Here is a 16,071-nt window from a genome sequence, read left to right on the forward strand (position 1 = left end):
GACACCGGCAGACCGGGTCGAAAAGGGCACGCGGGGGCCTTAGCGTTTGGGGCATGCGCTCCCTGACAAGGCGGGTTCTGCTGGACACCCGCTACACGCTCGTGGGGTTCCCCGCGACGGCGCTCGCCTTCGTGATCTCGATCGCCGGGCTGGCCGCGGGCCTCGGCGGCATGGTCGTGTGGATCGGCGTGCCGGTGCTGGCCGGGACGATGCTGGCCGCCCGCCTGTTCGCCGACGCGGAGCGCGGCTGGCTCTCCGACGTGCTCAAGCGCCCGCCCGTACGCCCCCGCTACAAGGCGCCGCCGCCGGGCGCCGGCCGCTTCCGCCGGATCATCAACCCGCTCACCAGCGGCCAGTCCTGGCTCGACCTGCTGCACGCCATCGTGAACTTCCCGCTCGCGCTGGTGTCGTTCGTGCTCACCACGGTCTTCTGGGCGGTGCCCCTGGCCGGTCTGACCTATCCGATCTACGGCCTGGTCACCTCGCGCATCCCGGGCAACGTCGAGCTGCCCGAGCTGCTCGGCCTGGGCGACGGCTACCTGGTCAACCTGGTCTTCTACGTGACGCTGGGGTTCCTGTTCCTGCTGATCATGCCGTTCGTGGTGCGCGGCTCCTCGCTGCTGCGCGCCGGTCTCGGCCGCGTGCTGCTCACCGGCGTGGCCGAGCTGCAGGAGCGCATCGACGACCTGGCCGAGGGGCGTGCCGCCGCGGTCTCCGCCGAGGCCAACGCGCTGCGCAAGCTGGAGCGCGACATCCACGACGGCCCCCAGCAGCGGCTGGTGTCGCTGGCCATGGAGCTGTCGCGTGCGCAGCGGCAGCTCGACAAGGACCCCGAGGCCGCCCAGGCGACGATCAGGTCCGCGATCACCTCGACCCGCGAGACGCTCGACGAGCTGCGCGCCCTGTCGCGCGGCATCGCCCCGCCCGTCCTGTCCGACCGAGGGCTCGCGCCCGCCCTGGCCGCCCTCGCCGGCCGCTGCACCGTCCCCGTCGACCTGGACGTGCGGGCCACCGGCCGGTACGACGCCGCGGTCGAGAACGCGGTCTACTTCGTCGTCGCCGAGTCGCTCACCAACGTGGCCAAGCACAGCCGGGCATCCCATTGCACCATCCGGCTGGTGCACACCGGTGATCGCCTGGTGCTGAGCATCGGGGATGATGGGGTCGGCGGCGCGCACGTCGCCAAGGGACACGGTCTCGCCGGGCTGGCCGACCGGCTCCGCGCCGTCGACGGGGAGCTCGCGGTGAGCTCGCCCGAAGGCGGGCCGACGGTGATCGTAGCGGAGGTGCCGTGCGTGTAGTCGTGGCCGATGACGCCGTGCTGATCAGGGAGGGCCTGGTCAGGCTGCTTGAGGAGTTCGGCTGCGAGGTGGTGGCGACCGTCGGCGACGGCGACGCCCTCGTCGAGGCCGTCGCCGCCCACCGGCCGGACGTGTCGGTGGTGGACGTGCGGATGCCGCCGAGCTTCACCGACGAGGGGCTGCGCGCCGCCGTGCGGGCCAGGGAGCTGGTGCCGGGGGCGCCGGTGCTCATCCTGTCGCAGTACGTCGAGGTGTCGTACGCCGACGACCTGCTCGCCGACGCCAGGGGCGCGGTGGGTTACCTGCTGAAGGACCGGGTCGTCGACGTGGAGGAGTTCCTGGAGGGCCTGCGGCGGGTCGCCGCGGGCGGGACCGTGTTCGACCCGCAGGTGGTGTCGCAGTTGATGGTGCGCAGGCGCAGGGACGACCCGCTCGCCTCGCTCACCCCGCGCGAGCGCGAGGTGCTGGGCCTGATGGCGGAGGGGAAGTCCAACCCCGCCATCGGCAGGCAGCTCGTCATCAGCGACGGGGCCGTGGAGAAGCACATCAGGAGCATCTTCAGCAAGCTCGGCCTCTACGCCGACGACAGCGACCAGCATCGCCGGGTCCTGGCCGTCCTGGCCTATCTGCGGTCCTGAGCGCGCTGTGATGATGACGCGCGCCTGAGCGCGTCGCTCTGCCGCGCGGCTCCTGAGCGCGTGTCATCCCCGCGGCGCGACCCGGGGCCGCCCTGGGCGGTGGTCGTGCCGGTGCGGCGGGCGGCCGTGCCGACCGCCGGGCCTGCCCCGGCGAGGGCCGGAGCAGCTGGCGTGCCCGTTGGTCGCGCCAGCCGGAACCGGGCCCGCCTCGGGGCGGTGACATCCGCCCGTCAGCCCCCACTCGGCCCGGTCATCCCCTTTGTGCGACGGCCGGCATCCCTCGGCGCCGGCCGATCCCGGTGTCGCCGGCCGGTCCGCGCGGGCATCGCGCGGACCTGGCCGCCCGGTGGTCAGCCGAGCGCTTCGACCAGCTTCTTGCGCTGCTGGGCGCCCAGGCCGCCGAGGCGGCGCTTCTCGTCGACGCCGGCCTCCTCCATCAGAGCGGTGGCCTTGGCCGGGCCGACGCCCTTCACGGCGCGCAGGGCCTGCGACACCTTGATCTTCTTGGCGATGTCGTCGTCGCGCTCGAGCAGCTGCGAGAACGACAGCTCGCCCGCCTTGACCTTCGCCAGCAGGGCGGTGCGGGCGGCACGGGCCTCCGCGGCCTTCTCCAGCGCCGCCTTGCGCTGCTCGGGGGTGAGAGTAGGAAGTGCCATCAGTAGTTCTCCTCGGGGAGTTAACGATCGGGGATTCTGTTACCCGTAGTGCAGTGGCTAATCATGGCGGATACCAGCGGTTCGTGTAGCGGAAAGCGCCGCTCAACGTGTCCGCGGGGCCGTGGCGGCCGCTCCGCCGCACGCCGTCTCCCACCCGGGCGCGCCGCCGCGGAGGATCGCGCCGCCGGCCACGCTTGACGTCTCACCGTAGCCCCGATGTGCCGGGATACGGCGTCAGATGGTGCCGAAAGGGCCTTTGACCAGGCATGACGTCCTCGGATTCGGACTCCGGGCGGAGACTCGCGCGGGTGCCGCCCGCCGGTCCGGGACGCCCGCTCTCCGATGATCGTCCCGCTCGGCCCGCGCACCCGGTGAGTCATGCCCCCGAGGCCCGGTTTTGCCCCTGAAGCGTGGTTTTCATCACACTTCTGTTTTCCGGGCGTGTCGCGCGTGATGGGATCGTGACTTGACCGGGGACGTGGCGGGCGGGTTACATGGCGCACACGCAGTAAACGTTTACAGTCTCTTTGCTGAAATCGTTTACGTACACGGAAGGGACAGCCTTGGCCGACGGACCCACGATCACCACGATCGCCGAGCGCGCCGGTGTCTCCATCGCCTCGGTGTCGCGGGTGCTCAACGGCCTGCCCACCCGGCAGGAGACCGTGCGGAAGGTGATGGCCGCCGCCGAGGAGCTCGGGTATGTGCGCAACGCCGTCGCCCGCTCCCTGAAGTCCCGCCGCACCCACCAGGTCGCCTTCGCCATGGCCGACGTCGGCAACCCGGCCTACCTCGCCATGTTGCGCCAGATCCAGCCGGTGCTCAAGTCCGCCGGCTACCGCCTCGTCCTGCACTCCACGGACGCGGTGGTGGCCGACGAGATCGACGTGCTGCACAGCCTGGGGGAGCGGTACGTGGACGGGCTGATCATGAGCCCGCTGCGCGTCACCGAGCAGCACCTGGACATGCTGGCCGCGGCCCGCGCCCCGGTGGTGATCATCGGGTCGGTGCCGGAGGGCACGCCCGTGGACAACGTCAGGGCCGACTCGCGCACCGGCGTGAAGCTGGCCATCGACCACCTCTACCGGCTCGGCCGCCGCACGATCGGCATGGTCAACGGCCCGACCGACACGGTGCCCGGCGCCGCGCGCGGGGCCGCGTACCGGGAGGCGCTGGAAGATCTCGGGCTGCCGTACGACGAGGAGCTGGTCGAGATCGGCGACTTCTACCGCGCCGAGGGCGGCAGGGCCGTCGCGGCGCTGCTGGAGCGGCGGCCCGACGTCGACGCGCTGATGTGCGCCAACGACCTGATCGCGCTCGGCGCGCTGGACGTGCTGCGCGCGGCCGGGCGGCGGGTGCCGGACGACGTGGCGGTGGCCGGCATGGACGACACCGACCTGGCGGCGGCCTCCTGGCCGTCGCTCACCAGCGTCTCTCTGGGGTCGGCCGAACGTGGCAAGGCCGCCGCCGAGCTGCTGGTCGACCGGCTGAAGAACGGCGACAGGGAGCCCCGCAGGGTGACCGTGCCGCCGCGCCTCGCGGTACGGGCTTCGACGACGGGGGAGGAGCCCGCACCGTACCAGGCGCCCGGCGCGGAGAGGGGGACGCCGTGACGGCCACGGCGACGCGGCCCGCGCCGCCCGCCGGTCGCCGGCGGAGCGGGCGCGGGCCGCGCAGGAACCGCGAGATGTGGGTGCTCCTGCTGCCCGCGCTGGTGCCGGTGCTGATCTTCAGCGTCGGGCCGCTGCTGTACGGGATCTCGCTGGCGTTCACCGACGCCGAGTCCGGCAGGAACCACGTCACCAGCTTCGCCGGCCTGGACAACTTCGCCGCGCTGCTCGGCGACGACGACTTCTGGCAGTCCATGCAGGTCGGGATGATCTGGGCGGTCTCGGTGACCGCGCTGCAGTTCCTCGCCTCGCTGGGGCTGGCCCTGCTGCTCAACGAGCGGCTGGCGCTGCGCGGCGTGGCCCGGGTGCTGGCCATGGTGCCGTGGGCGATGCCGCCCGTGGTGATCGGCCTGATGTGGCGGCTGGTCTACCACCCAGACGCCGGCATCGTGAACAGCACGCTCGGCACCGACATCAACTGGCTGGCCGACTTCACCTGGGCGCTGCCCGCCGTCATCGTCATGGGCGTCTGGAGCGGCATGCCGCAGACCACGGTGGTGCTGCTGGCGGGCCTGCAGACCGTCCCGAGGGAGCTGTACGAGGCGGGCGCGATGGACGGGGCGGGCACCTGGCGCCGGTTCTGGAACATCACGCTGCCCCAGCTCCGCCCGGTCATCGTGGCCATCACCTCGCTCGACTTCGTGTGGAACTTCAACCAGTTCAGCCTGGTCTACGTGCTCACCCAGGGCGGGCCCGGCGGGCGGACGCGGCTGCCGATGCTGTTCGCGTACGAGGAGGCGTTCCGCTACGGCTTCTTCGGCTACGCGGCCGCGCTCGGCGTCGCCATCGTGGTCGTCGTGCTCGCCCTGCTCGGCGTCTACCTGTGGCGGCAGCTGAGGGAGGCGTCATGAGAAGGATCCCCCAGTACGCGGCGCTGCTGGTCTACCTGGTCTTCCTGGGCTTCCCGCTGGTCTGGCTGCTGTCGACGGCGCTGAAGACGCCGCAGGAGATGGCCAGCCTGGACCCCGCCTGGATCCCCCGGGAGCCGACGCTGGCCAACTTCGCCGCCGCGTTCGGCGAGCAGGACCTGGTCGGGGCCGGGCTGCGCAGCCTCGTCGTGGCGCTGGCCAGCGCGTTCCTGACCGTGGCGGTCGCGCTGCCCGCCGCGTACGCGCTCGCCCGCTACCAGGGCGTGCTGAAGCGGATCGCGCTCGGATGGGTGCTGGTCAGCCAGGTGTTCCCGTTCATCCTGATCATCATCCCGCTGTTCATGGTCATGCGGGAGCTCGACCTGGTCAACACGCTGGCCGGGCTGGTGGCGGTGCACGTGACGTTCACGCTGCCGTTCGCGCTGTGGATGCTCCAGGGGTACGTGCGCTCGGTGCCGCGCGAGCTGGAGGAGGCCGCGGCGGTGGACGGCGCCGGCCGGATGCGGGCGATCGTCAAGGTGGTCGCCCCGCTGCTGGCGCCGGGCGTGGTGGCGACGCTGCTGTTCTCGTTCATCTCGTCGTGGAACGAGTTCCTGTTCGCGCTCGTGGTCCTGAAGGACCCGGACGTGATGACGCTCCCGCTGACGCTGGTGCGGTTCACCGGCCCCGAGGGAGTGGCAAGGCTCGGCCCGCTGGCCGCGGCGTCGCTGATGGCGACGATCCCGAGCTTGATCTTTTTCGCAATCATCCAGCGACGGCTCAGGTCCGGCCTGATGGCCGGCGCTGTGAAGGGCTAGGAGGCTCAGATGCGTATCAAATCCGCGTTGGCGGCGGTGGCGGTCGTCGCGCTGGCCGCCGCGTGCGGCAGCGGCGGCGGGGACACCGGCGACTCCTCGGGCGGGTCGGGCGAACCGGTCAAGCTGGACTTCCTCAGCCTCGCCTGGCAGAAGGAGTCGGTGGAGGCCAACAAGGCGATCGTCGAGGAGTGGAACAAGGCCAACCCGGAGATTCAGGTCACCTACGTCCAGGGCAGCTGGGACAACGTCAACGACCAGCTCGTCACCTCGTTCGAGGGCGGTGACGCGCCGGACGTCTTCCACGACGACTCGCCCGCGCTGGCCGGCTTCGCGTCCAAGGGCTACCTGCTCGACCTGAAGGACAAGCTGCCCGCCTCCCTGCAGAACGACATCCCGCAGGCCGCCTGGGACACCGTCACCTTCGACGACGGCAGCGGCAACCAGGGTGTGTTCGGCGTGCCGTTCCTCCAGGAGTCGCAGGTCATCATCGCCAACAAGAAGCTGCTCACCGAGGCCGGGGTGCGCATGCCCACGCCCGCGGAGCCGTGGACGTGGAACGAGTTCGCCGACGCGAGCAAGAAGCTCACCAAGGGCGACACGTACGGCGTCGCCTGGCCGATGAAGTCGCCGGTCAACAAGGTGCTCAACCTGGCGCTGAACTTCGACGGCACCTTCTTCCAGACCGCCGGCGGCAAGACCACCGTCAAGGTCGGCCCCGAGGAGAAGGCGGTCCTGCAGCGCATCCACGACCAGCTCTACAAGGACAAGACGGCCGACCCGGCGGCGCTCGGCATGGGCACCGCCGACCCACTGCCCGGCTTCTTCGCCGACAAGTACGCGATGCTCCCGGTCGGCGTCTACCTGCGCCAGCAGGTGGCCGAGCAGGCCCCCGACGGCTTCGAGTGGGTGACGCTGCCGCCGCTCAAGGGCACCACCTCGAACCAGGGCGCGGTGTCGCAGACCCTGTCGGTGTCGGCCGACAGCGAGCACCAGGAGCAGGCCATCCAGTTCATGTCGTTCTTCCTGAACGGCAAGAACCAGGCCCGCCTCGCCAAGGGCGACTGGCTGCTGCCGACCTCGCAGGAGGCCGCCTCCGACCCGTCGATCACCGGCCAGGAGGACGGCTGGGACGTCGCCACCGCCTCCGCCAAGGACCTCGTGGTGGCGCCGTTCCTCAAGGTGAACGGCTACGACGAGTGGAAGAGCAAGGTGGCGACGCCGGTGCTGCAGGAGTTCTTCGCCAACAAGGTCACCCTGGACGAGGCGGCCAAGCGGCTCGTCGAGGAGGGCAACGACGTGCTGGAGCGGTATCAGCGGTGACGTATCGCGACAGGGCCCGGGGGTGTCTGCTCGGCCTGGCGGCCGGCGACGCCCTCGGGGCGCCCGCCGAGAACCTCACCCCGGCGGAGATCCGTCACCGCTGGGGGCGGCTCACCGAGATCGAGGGCGGCGGCACCGACGACACCGAGTACGCGATCTTCGCCGCCGGGCTGCTGGCCGAGCACGGGCACGGGCTGACGTCCGCGCTGGTCGCGGCCGCGTACCGGGAGCGGGTGATCCCGGCCGTGACCGGGCCGATGCGCGGGGCCGGGTTCTCCGAGCTCGGCACCGTCCAGGCGCTGCGGCGCGGGCTGGAGCCGCCGCTGACCGGGCTGGTCCACCAGCACGGGTGGTCCGACGGGCTCGCCATGCGGGCCGCCCCGTACGGGATGTTCTGCCCGGGGGACCCGGCGGAGGCGGCCCGGCTCGTGACCGAGGACGGGCGGGTCAGCCAGTCGGGCGAAGGCATACTCGGCGGCCGCGCGGTCGCCGCGGCCGTCGCCGCCGCGATGGCCGGGGCCGATCCGTCCGACGCGGTGGAGGCGGCGCTGTCGGCGGTGGCCGCCGACTCGTGGACGGCGAGGAACATCGTCCGGGCGCGCGCCGCGCTCGCCGCCCCCGACCCGGCCGTCGCGCTGCATGAGGCCGTCGTGGTCAGGCACTACCCGTGGACGGACCTCGCGCCCGAGGCGGTGGCGCTGGCTCTGGCCGCCTACCTGTACGGCGCGGGCGACGTGGAGGAGTCCGTCACCTTCGGGGTGAGCCTGGGCAGGGACGCCGACACCATCGGCGCCATCGCGGGCGCCGTCGCGGGCGCGTCGCGGGGCGAGCGCGGCGTGCCCGCGCGCTGGGCGGCCAGGATCGGCCCCGCCACCGGGAAGTGCCTGCCGGTCGTAGCGGGCCGGGACATACGGGACGTCGCTGACGACCTCGCCACCGCTCACGCAACCGCGAGCACCCGGGCGACGCGACCCGGCCGTGCCGGCGAGAACCCGGCGGGATCGGGGCCTCCCGGGGGAACCACGACGGAATCCGCGGGTACGCCGGGATCGGCGGCACTTCCCCGCCCGGCGGGATCTGCCGGTGCGGCTGGACGGCCTCCGGCGGGGCCGGGCGGATCCGCGGATGCGGCCGGAGGCGGAACGGCGGGGCCGGATGCCGGCGACGAGCGGATGGAAGGGCTGTAGGACGCATGTCGGGGGACAGGATCGCGGGAGCCGTCATCGGGCTCGCCGTGGGAGACGCCGCGGGCTGGCCCGCGGCCAGGCATCGGGCCGCCCTGCACGCCCCCTGGAGCCGCAGGCTCCACCGGGAGCTGGACGCCTTCGCCGAGGAGCACCGGGTCACCACGCTGCCGGTGCCGTTCGCGCTGAACCAGCCGACCGCGCCGCTGGCCGTCGGCCCGTCCGACGACGCGGAATGGCTCGCCTGGACGCTGCTCACCATGGGCACGCCACGCGCCGACGCGTTCCGGGCGCTCGTCGGCCGCGACGACATCAGGGCCCGCGTCTCGGTCGCCACCGCACTGGACAACCTGGCCAGAGGCGTCGAGCCGCCCGCCAGCGGCCACGACAACCCGCACCACTTCGACGACGCCGCCGCCGTGAGAGCCGTCGCCTACGGTCTGCGCGGCGCGGCACCGGACGAGGACGCCCAGGTCACCAACGCCGGAGACGGCCTGCTCGGGGCCCGCGCCGTCGCCGCCGCCGTGGCCGAGGCCGTCGCCACCGGCTCGGCGGCCGAGGCCGTCGGCGCCGCGCTCGCCGTACTGCCGGAGGACACCGCCATCGGGCACAACGCCCGCCTGGCACTGGCCGCCGCCCGCGCGGCGGGCGACCCGTTCGGCGCGGTGCCCGCGCTGGACGCGGCCCTGCTCGACCACGTCTACAGCTACGGGGTGGGCGCCGCGCTGACCGTGCCCGCCGCGCTCGCCCTGACCGAGGCGTCGGACGGCGAGCTCGGCCGGGCCGTGCCCGCCGCCGCGTGCCTGGCGGCGCTGGCCGACTCGGCCCCCGCGCTCACGGGCGCGCTCACGGGGGCCTGCGGGGGGTACGGTGCGATCCCGGAGGGGTGGATCACACCAGCCCGCACGCTCGCCGGCTGTTGCCTGCCGGAGCTGGCGGGCAAAGATCTCATCGAACTTCTGAAAGGACTCTCATGACGCCGCTTGAAGACAGGGCGACTGGCTGCGTGGCGGGGGCGGCGGTCGGTGACGCGCTGGGCGGCGCGACCGAGGGCTGGACCCCCGAGCAGATCGTGGAACGCTACGGCGGCCGGGTCGAGGGCATCGTGCCGCCGTTCAACGACGACTGGCGCAACGCCCGCCCCATCGCCCCGTACCACAAGGGCGACGGCCACATCACCGACGACACGCTCATGACGCACGCGCTCATCCGCGTGTACGAGAAGGCGCGCGGCCACCTCGACGCGTACGCGATGGCCGAGCACATGGTGCCCGAGCTGATGGCCGAGCGTCAGTGGATCCCCGAGCTGGAGGCCGAGGCGCTGCCGCTGCAGCGGATCTTCCTGGCCGAGAAGTGGATCGTCGCCCGCCTCCACTACGGCCACGCCGACCCGCGCGAGGCCGGCACGGGCAACATCGTCAACTGCGGCGCCGCCATGTACGTGGCCCCCGTCGGCGTCGTCAACGCGGGCGACCCCGACGCCGCCTACGCCGAGGCCGTCGACCTGACCGGCGCGCACCAGTCCAGCTACGGCCGCGAGGCAGCCGGGGTGATGGCGGCGGCGGTGGCCGAGGCGATGCGGCCGGGCGCCACCGCCGACTCGGTCGTCGCCGCCTGTATCCGGCTGGCCAAGGACGGCACCCGCGCCGCCATCGAGGCCGTGTGCGAGACGGCTCGCGGGCTCGGCCACTGGGACGGTTCGTTCGAGGCGCTCCGCACCGCCGTGCGGCCCTACGACACGGTCGCCGACACCTACCGCGACCAGGGCCTCGGCGCCCGCAGGCCGAGCCGCGTGCACAGCATCGAAGAGCTGCCGCTGGCCCTGGCCTTCCTGGTGATCGCCAAGGGCGACTACCGGGAGACGGTGCTGGGCGGCGTCAACTACGGCCGCGACGCCGACTCGATCGCCTCCATGGGCGGCGCCATCGCCGGCGCGCTCGGCGGCCTCGGCGCGGTCCCGCAGGAGTGGATCGAGCGGGTGGGCATCGCCAGCCGCACCGACCTGGTGGCGCCCGGCCGCGCCCTCGCCGCCGTCGCCCGCCGCGTGCACGCCGGCGACGTGGCCCGGCGCCGCGCCCACGAGGCCGCGTTCGCCGCGCTCCTGGAGGATCGATGATCCGGCTCACCTGGGTCCAGCCCGAGGACCTGGTCGGCCACGAGCTGAGGCAGGCCGCCGAGGACGGCAGGGACGCCACGCTGGTCGCGAAGCGCTGGCACGCCGCCGGCGGGCACGACGCCCCGCCCCGCGCCGGCGCGTCCGAGCCCGGCGCGCGGGCGCTGCGCCCGCTCGCCGAGGAGCTCCTGGACGAGCTGGCCGCCCTCCCGTCGCCGCTCGACGAGCCCGGCGACCTGCTCGCGATCATCGCCGCCTGCCCCGGCTGGCCGCGGCCCGCGCGCGGCGTCGTAGCGGCCCACGACCGGGTGCTGGGCGCCTGGCAGGGCCGCGCCGCCGGGTGCGTGCTCGGCAAGCCGGTCGAGAAGATCCCGCGTACGGGCATCAGGGAGATCGCCGAGGCCACCGGGAACTGGCCGATCCGCGGCTGGTTCACCGCCGAGGGCCTGCCGGACGAGGTGGCCGCGCGGTGGCCGTGGAACCGGCGCAGCGCCGTCAACTCCCTGGCCGAGAACATCGACGGCATCCCCGAGGACGACGACCTCAACTACCCGCTGCTCGCCCTGTCCGTGCTCGAACGGCACGGCCGCGGGTTCTCCACCGACGACGTGGCCAGGCTCTGGCTCGACGAGCTGCCCGCCGGGCGCACGTTCACCGCCGAGCGCGTCGCGTACCGCAACCTCCTCGACGGCGTCGAGCCCCCGCGGACCGCCACCCGCCGCAACCCGTTCAGGGAGTGGATCGGCGCGCTGATCAGGGCGGACGTGTACGGGTGGGTCAACCCGGGCGATCCCGGCACCGCCGCCGAGTACGCCTGGCGGGACGCCCGGCTCACCCACACCGCCAACGGACTCTACGGCGCCATGTTCGCGGCCGCCATGTGCGCCTCCTCGATGGTCGCCGGCTCCGCCGAGGAGGTCGTCGAGGCGGGGCTGTCGGTGGTGCCGCCCCGATCCCGGCTGCACCGGGCGGTCCGGCAGGCGGCCGAGGACGCCGCCCGCGAGGACGACTTCGAGCGCGTCGTCGACCTGCTGCACGAGCGGCACGGCGACCTGCACTGGGTGCACACGATCAACAACGCCGCCCTCATCGCCGCCGCCCTCGTGCACGGCCGCGGCGACTTCACCGCCACCGTCGCCGGAGCCGTCGCCGGCGGCTGGGACACCGACTCCGCCGGCGCCACCGCGGGCTCCATCGCCGGCGCGCTGAACGGCGGCGTCCCCAGCGAGTGGGCGCTGCGCGACAGCCTGGCCAGCAGCCTGACCGGCTTCGACGGCATCGGCCTGGAACAGCTGGCCCGCCGCACCCAGGAGTTGATGCACCCGTGATCACCGTCTTCGGCAGCGCCAACATGGACCTGGTCGCCTACGTCGGCCGCGCGCCCAAACTGGGCGAGACCGTGACCGGGCGCGACTTCCGCACCGTGCCCGGCGGCAAGGGCGCCAACCAGGCCATCGCCGCCGCCCGCGCGGGCGCCCCGGTGACGTTCCTGGGCGCGGTCGGCGAGGACGTCTTCGGCGCCGAGATGCGTGACACCCTCGCCGGGGCGGGCGTCGACGTCGGGCTGCTGCGCCGGGCGCCCGGCGTGAGCGGCATCGCGCACATCGTGGTCGACGACGAGGGCGGCAACTCGATCATCGTCGTCCCGGGCGCGAACGGCACCGTCACCGGCCCCACCGCGGCCGAGCGCGCCGTCATCGCCGCCTCGCGGGCCCTGCTGCTCCAGCTGGAGCTGCCGATGCCGGCCGTCACCGCCGCCGCCCGCGCCGCCCGCGAGGCCGGCGTGCCCGTCATCCTCACCCCCGCCCCCGCGCAGCCGCTGCCCGAGGCCCTGCTGGACGCTGTCACCCTGCTGCTGCCCAACGAGCACGAGGCCGCCGGCATCACCGGCGCCGCCGACCCCGGCGCCGCCCTGGACAAGCTGCTCGAACGGGTCGAGGAGGCGGTCATCACGCTCGGCTCCCAGGGCGCGCTGTACGGATCGCGCGCGGGGGAGCGGCTCCACGTGCCCGCCGTACCGGTCAAGGCGGTCGACACCACGGCGGCGGGCGACACGTTCGCCGGGGCGCTCGCGGTGGCCCGCGCCGAGGGGCGTCCTGCGGCGGAGGCTCTCCGCTTCGCCGCGGCGGCGGCGGCGCTTTCCGTGCGGCGCGAGGGGGCGTCCACCTCGATGCCGCTCCGCGCCGAGATCGACGCCGAGCTCGCCGCCGCGCCCGGCTGACGCCGGCCCCATCGGATCCGGGCCCGCCCGCATCGAACCATGAGGTGAGGGCACGGGGAAGGTATGAGCGAGAACCCCGGCGACACGCCCCCTGCGGCGGACGGCCTCGGCGCGGAGAGCGACGTGGTCGCGGAGCGCTCCGGCGCCAGCACCGAGAAGTCCCGCCGCCCCATCCCCGCGGACCCTCCCGAGGCCCGCGACGAGCCGGAGCGGCCCGACGAGGACCGCCCCGAGGAACGAGACCATGCCGAGGGCGAGGAGGAACGCCCCGACATCGGCCCCACGGGCTGATCGCCGAGGAGGTCTTTCCGATGCCGTAGCCGGTGGACGCGGATGGGCCCGACCTCGACCGTGAACAGGGTCAGGAAGTGGCGCCCAGGCGGCGGGTCACCACGCCCAGGAGCCGCCCCGGGGGGCATGGTATCCGGCCTGGCGGCGGCGCAGCCACAGCACGGCCGCGAGCCCCGCCGCGATCATGGCAGCTCCGCGGGCGAGACGTACCCGGCGGCCTGGAGGGCGAACATGCGGGCGTAGGGGCCGTCCGCCCTCATCAGGGAGTCATGGTCACCCTGCTCCGCGATCCGTCCGTCGTCGAGGCCGACGATGAGGTCGGCGCCGAGCCGGTGCGTGATGAGCAGGGTGGTGCCGCCCCGCCGGAGCCGCCGCAGCCGCGTGTGGATGTCGTGCTCGGCCTCGGCGTCCAGCCCGGCGCTCGGCTCGTCGAGGATCATCAGGTCGCGGTCGCGGCGCAGGAAGGCCCGGGCGAGCGCGACCCGCTGCCACTGCCCGCCCTACAGCATGGCCCCAACCTGCGGGTCCTCTTCGGGAAACGTGCCGGCGAAGATACGGGTCAGCAGCGTGTCGTAGCCGTGCGGCAGGCTCACCAGCACGTCGTGCACCCCGGCGCGGCGGGTCGCCTCCTCGATCCTGGCAGGGGAGTTCGCCGCCGACAGGTCGCCGACGGCCAGGTTGTCGGCGGCGCTGAAGTCGTACGCGACGAAGTCCTGGAAGGCGGCGCCGATGCGGGCGCGCAGTTCGGTGGCCGGGACGTCCCGGATGTCCGCTCCGTCCCACAGGATCGCGCCTCGCGCGCAGCGGCTTGACCAGCATGCTCTTGCCGGCTCCGTTGCGCCCGACGAGCGCCGTCGAACAGCCGTGCGGGATGCGCAGGCTGACGCCACGCAGCACCCACGGGTGCTCGTCGCTGTAGCGGAACCAGCCGTCGCGCAGTTCGATGCCGCTCCGAAGCGGCGGCAGGGCGCGAGGCTCGGCCGGCTCCGGCAGGTCGGAGCCGCTCCTGACGATCGCGGTGTAGTGACCGAACAGCAGCAGCCGGTGCGCCGAGGCGGCGGCGGTGACCGAGCCGCCGAGCGAGCCCTGCACGCCCGCGACCGCGGCGATGAAGACGGACACGTCCCCGACGGTGAACCGTCCCTCGGCGGCGCCGGCCAGCAGCCAGACCAGCCCGCCGCCGGAGACGGCCGCGGCCAGCAGGGCGAGCAGCCAGTTCCCTGCGGTCCATCGCGCGGCGGGCGGCGTTCATCCGGCCGCGCGGGAAGGGCCCGAGGCCGAACAGCCGCACCTCCTTGGTCGCTACCCGGAACGCGACAGTTGCGGAGGCACTCGTCGCGTAACGCGCCGCGGCGGCTGGCGGTCTAGATGACCGGCACATCGGCCAGAGGCGGGAACTCCGCTACTCGGACCCGCACGCTCGACGGGTCCCGCGGCAGGCTGATGACGGCCCAGTGCTCCTTGGTCTCCTGCGCTAGGTGGTCGCTCTTGTACTTGGTGGGGGTGCACAGGCAGTAGAGCCGGGAGCCTTGCCGGCCGTAGACGACCGCGGCCCCGTGGAGGGTCTCGCCCCGGGGGTCCACCACGTCGACGTTCGTGGCGCCGCCGATGCCGCCCCTGCCCGGCAGGGCCGTCGGGCGATCGCTGAGGTCGTGCAGCCAGGTCTCCTTGATGCCGTTGTTGGTGGTCCTGAAAACCATGAGGCCGATCCCCTCGCCGATGACGCGGATGGGGTCGACCTCGACCGTGAAGGGTTGTCCCTTGACGTTCGTGCTGCTGCTACCGCCGGGACGCCCCGACTCGACAGGGCTCGGCGTGCTGCTCGGGGAAGGCGCGGGCAGTGTTCCCGGCCGGTCGAAACTGACCGTTACCCGGCGGTTCTTGCGCCGGCCGTCCGCGTCGGCGTTGGAGTACAGCGGCTGGGCGGAACCGTGGCCCCGCGCACGGAACGTCACCCCTTCCCGGGTGACCAGCGATGCGAGATCCTTGCGCACGGTGTCGGCCCTGCGTTCGGAGAGCGGCTGGTTGATGGCGTCGGTGCCGGTCGAGTCCGCGTGGCCGTCGATCGCGACCTCGGCGGCATCCGACTCGTCGATCTGGCCCGCGGTGCGTTCGAGCACGTGGCGCGCGCCCGCGGACAGGTCCGCCTTGTTCACCTTGAAGAGCACGTCGGAGGAGAGATTGATGCGTACCCGCCGATCGTCCGTGGTCGTCTCCATGCTGTTGTCTAGGCTGGCCGAGGGCAGTTCCACCGGATAGGAGAGCGGCGTGAGCTGGGCTGTTGCCGGGTCCGGGATCTGCTGGTTGGGCGGCGGCTGCGGTGGTTCGTCGCTGATGGGGACGTTGACGAAGGGCGGGGCGAACGGGGTGTACACGGTCGCCGAGGTGGCGCCCCCAGAGGGCGCGGGCACCAGCGCGAAGAAGGTGCGTGGCTTGCCCGGTTCGAGCCACGGCCTCTCGAAGTCGTCCTCCACGGTGCAGGCGCAGCCGCCGTCAGGCGTGGTCGACGGCATGAGCAGGCGGCCGGCGGCGGCGTCGATGATGCCGAGGCCGGATGCCATGTCGTCCTTGTCGCGCCCGCTTGCCATGCGGTCCTCGACGTGGTGCCACACGTACATGGAGCGTTCGCCCGTTTCGGTGAGACGTACCTGGACCGCGACATGGTCGCCGATCCGGTTGAGTCCGACGAGGTCGGCCCGGACGGTGCGCTTGCCGTGGTCCGCGTGGGTGGCGAGGGCGCTGGCGAGGGGCCGGCGGGCGTCGGAGTGCGGATCGCTGTAGGAGGGGCTCGTGGAAGCGGCAGGGGTGGCTGTGCCTTGCGAGGGCTGGGGCGTGTCGGGCTCAGCCGGAGCGGGCGCCGACGCGTCCGCGGCCGGAGAGGCGGCGCGATCCGGCTGGGGCAGCACACCGCAGGACGTCAACACGGCCAGGGCGCACGCGGCGGCGCTGAGTCTCAGCGGACGTGACTTCCCACGGACATCATGGGCCACAGGGGTGTCAGTCATCGGGGA

Annotated in this window: 16 protein-coding genes and 1 pseudogene; 12 read left to right on the forward strand and 5 right to left on the reverse strand. The window is 73.3% G+C overall.

All coding sequences use genetic code 11. The annotated features are described in order from the left end of the window. Positions 1-53 precede the first annotated feature (53 nt). Both FR742_RS10175 and FR742_RS10180 read left to right on the forward strand, forming a co-directional pair. On the forward strand, positions 54-1,301 hold the full coding sequence (locus FR742_RS10175; protein WP_148030721.1) for a sensor domain-containing protein: 1,248 nt from the start codon (positions 54-56) through the stop codon (positions 1,299-1,301). Further along, positions 1,292-1,939, forward strand: a complete 648-nt coding sequence (locus FR742_RS10180; protein WP_148030722.1) for a response regulator transcription factor — start codon at positions 1,292-1,294, stop codon at positions 1,937-1,939. The genes FR742_RS10175 and FR742_RS10180 overlap by 10 nt, the downstream gene beginning before the upstream one ends. A 350-nt stretch (positions 1,940-2,289) precedes the next feature. On the opposite strand, the gene mihF is transcribed toward FR742_RS10180, so the two are convergent. Next, positions 2,290-2,595 carry an integration host factor, actinobacterial type gene (gene mihF, locus FR742_RS10185; RefSeq protein WP_101784984.1) on the reverse strand — a complete coding sequence of 102 codons (306 nt, stop codon included), beginning with the start codon at positions 2,593-2,595 and terminating at the stop codon, positions 2,290-2,292. Between the two features lie 563 nt (positions 2,596-3,158). On the opposite strand from mihF, the gene FR742_RS10190 reads away from it, so the two are divergent. From FR742_RS10190 to FR742_RS10235, 10 genes are all read left to right on the forward strand, one after another. After that, the gene (locus FR742_RS10190; protein WP_148030723.1) at positions 3,159-4,208 is read left to right on the forward strand and encodes a LacI family DNA-binding transcriptional regulator; all 1,050 of its coding nucleotides are present in this window, start codon (positions 3,159-3,161) and stop codon (positions 4,206-4,208) included. Beyond that, positions 4,205-5,116, forward strand: a complete 912-nt coding sequence (locus tag FR742_RS10195) for a carbohydrate ABC transporter permease (protein WP_219548259.1) — start codon at positions 4,205-4,207, stop codon at positions 5,114-5,116. The genes FR742_RS10190 and FR742_RS10195 overlap by 4 nt, the downstream gene beginning before the upstream one ends. Continuing rightward, complete coding sequence (locus FR742_RS10200; protein WP_148030724.1) at positions 5,113-5,931, forward strand: carbohydrate ABC transporter permease; 819 nt, start codon at positions 5,113-5,115, stop codon at positions 5,929-5,931. Before FR742_RS10195 ends, FR742_RS10200 begins: the two co-directional genes overlap by 4 nt. Positions 5,932-5,940: 9 nt before the next feature. Continuing rightward, positions 5,941-7,251, forward strand: a complete 1,311-nt coding sequence (locus FR742_RS10205; RefSeq protein WP_148030725.1) for a sugar ABC transporter substrate-binding protein — start codon at positions 5,941-5,943, stop codon at positions 7,249-7,251. After that, positions 7,248-8,438: an ADP-ribosylglycohydrolase family protein gene (locus FR742_RS10210; RefSeq protein WP_261808457.1), complete on the forward strand. Its 1,191-nt coding sequence runs from the start codon at positions 7,248-7,250 to the stop codon at positions 8,436-8,438. Before FR742_RS10205 ends, FR742_RS10210 begins: the two co-directional genes overlap by 4 nt. Before the next feature lie 5 nt (positions 8,439-8,443). Beyond that, entirely contained in the window at positions 8,444-9,412 is a 969-nt protein-coding gene (locus FR742_RS10215) for an ADP-ribosylglycohydrolase family protein (RefSeq protein ID WP_148030726.1), read from the forward strand. After that, positions 9,409-10,551 carry an ADP-ribosylglycohydrolase family protein gene (locus tag FR742_RS10220; RefSeq protein ID WP_148030727.1) on the forward strand — a complete coding sequence of 381 codons (1,143 nt, stop codon included), beginning with the start codon at positions 9,409-9,411 and terminating at the stop codon, positions 10,549-10,551. Before FR742_RS10215 ends, FR742_RS10220 begins: the two co-directional genes overlap by 4 nt. After that, the gene (locus FR742_RS10225; RefSeq protein WP_148030728.1) at positions 10,548-11,876 is read left to right on the forward strand and encodes an ADP-ribosylglycohydrolase family protein; all 1,329 of its coding nucleotides are present in this window, start codon (positions 10,548-10,550) and stop codon (positions 11,874-11,876) included. Before FR742_RS10220 ends, FR742_RS10225 begins: the two co-directional genes overlap by 4 nt. Beyond that, complete coding sequence (rbsK, locus tag FR742_RS10230; RefSeq protein WP_148030729.1) at positions 11,873-12,769, forward strand: ribokinase; 897 nt, start codon at positions 11,873-11,875, stop codon at positions 12,767-12,769. The genes FR742_RS10225 and rbsK overlap by 4 nt, the downstream gene beginning before the upstream one ends. A 63-nt stretch (positions 12,770-12,832) precedes the next feature. Beyond that, positions 12,833-13,060 carry a hypothetical protein gene (locus tag FR742_RS10235; protein WP_148030730.1) on the forward strand — a complete coding sequence of 76 codons (228 nt, stop codon included), beginning with the start codon at positions 12,833-12,835 and terminating at the stop codon, positions 13,058-13,060. Positions 13,061-13,242: 182 nt separating this feature from the next. On the opposite strand, the gene FR742_RS45685 is transcribed toward FR742_RS10235, so the two are convergent. From FR742_RS45685 to FR742_RS10245, 4 genes and pseudogenes are all read right to left on the reverse strand, one after another. Beyond that, complete coding sequence (locus FR742_RS45685; RefSeq protein WP_261808458.1) at positions 13,243-13,500, reverse strand: hypothetical protein; 258 nt, start codon at positions 13,498-13,500, stop codon at positions 13,243-13,245. A gap of 60 nt (positions 13,501-13,560) precedes the next feature. Continuing rightward, positions 13,561-13,950 carry a hypothetical protein gene (locus FR742_RS45690; RefSeq protein WP_261808459.1) on the reverse strand — a complete coding sequence of 130 codons (390 nt, stop codon included), beginning with the start codon at positions 13,948-13,950 and terminating at the stop codon, positions 13,561-13,563. After that, a pseudogene (locus FR742_RS46505) lies at positions 13,889-14,182 on the reverse strand (ABC transporter ATP-binding protein); the annotation flags it as partial. The pseudogene FR742_RS46505 and the gene FR742_RS45690, both read right to left, overlap by 62 nt. A gap of 242 nt (positions 14,183-14,424) precedes the next feature. Continuing rightward, positions 14,425-16,065, reverse strand: a complete 1,641-nt coding sequence (locus FR742_RS10245; RefSeq protein ID WP_148030731.1) for an OmpA family protein — start codon at positions 16,063-16,065, stop codon at positions 14,425-14,427. Positions 16,066-16,071 lie beyond the last annotated feature (6 nt).

The sequence above is a fragment of the Nonomuraea sp. C10 genome (genome assembly GCF_008017515.1).
Taxonomy (GTDB): domain Bacteria; phylum Actinomycetota; class Actinomycetes; order Streptosporangiales; family Streptosporangiaceae; genus Nonomuraea; species Nonomuraea ferruginea.

What these genes read in the sequence shown, in the direction of transcription:
- FR742_RS10205 (WP_148030725.1), top strand. Translation starts at nt 5,941, where the DNA reads ATGCGTATCAAATCCGCGTTGGCGGCGGTGGCGGTCGTCGCGCTGGCC.
- FR742_RS10215 (WP_148030726.1), top strand. Translation starts at nt 8,444, where the DNA reads ATGTCGGGGGACAGGATCGCGGGAGCCGTCATCGGGCTCGCCGTGGGA.
- FR742_RS10235 (WP_148030730.1), top strand. Translation starts at nt 12,833, where the DNA reads ATGAGCGAGAACCCCGGCGACACGCCCCCTGCGGCGGACGGCCTCGGC.
- FR742_RS10220 (WP_148030727.1), top strand. Translation starts at nt 9,409, where the DNA reads ATGACGCCGCTTGAAGACAGGGCGACTGGCTGCGTGGCGGGGGCGGCG.
- mihF (WP_101784984.1), bottom strand. Translation starts at nt 2,595, where the DNA reads ATGGCACTTCCTACTCTCACCCCCGAGCAGCGCAAGGCGGCGCTGGAG.
- FR742_RS10245 (WP_148030731.1), bottom strand. Translation starts at nt 16,065, where the DNA reads ATGACTGACACCCCTGTGGCCCATGATGTCCGTGGGAAGTCACGTCCG.
- FR742_RS10225 (WP_148030728.1), top strand. Translation starts at nt 10,548, where the DNA reads ATGATCCGGCTCACCTGGGTCCAGCCCGAGGACCTGGTCGGCCACGAG.
- FR742_RS45685 (WP_261808458.1), bottom strand. Translation starts at nt 13,500, where the DNA reads ATGATCCTCGACGAGCCGAGCGCCGGGCTGGACGCCGAGGCCGAGCAC.
- FR742_RS10175 (WP_148030721.1), top strand. Translation starts at nt 54, where the DNA reads ATGCGCTCCCTGACAAGGCGGGTTCTGCTGGACACCCGCTACACGCTC.
- FR742_RS10200 (WP_148030724.1), top strand. Translation starts at nt 5,113, where the DNA reads ATGAGAAGGATCCCCCAGTACGCGGCGCTGCTGGTCTACCTGGTCTTC.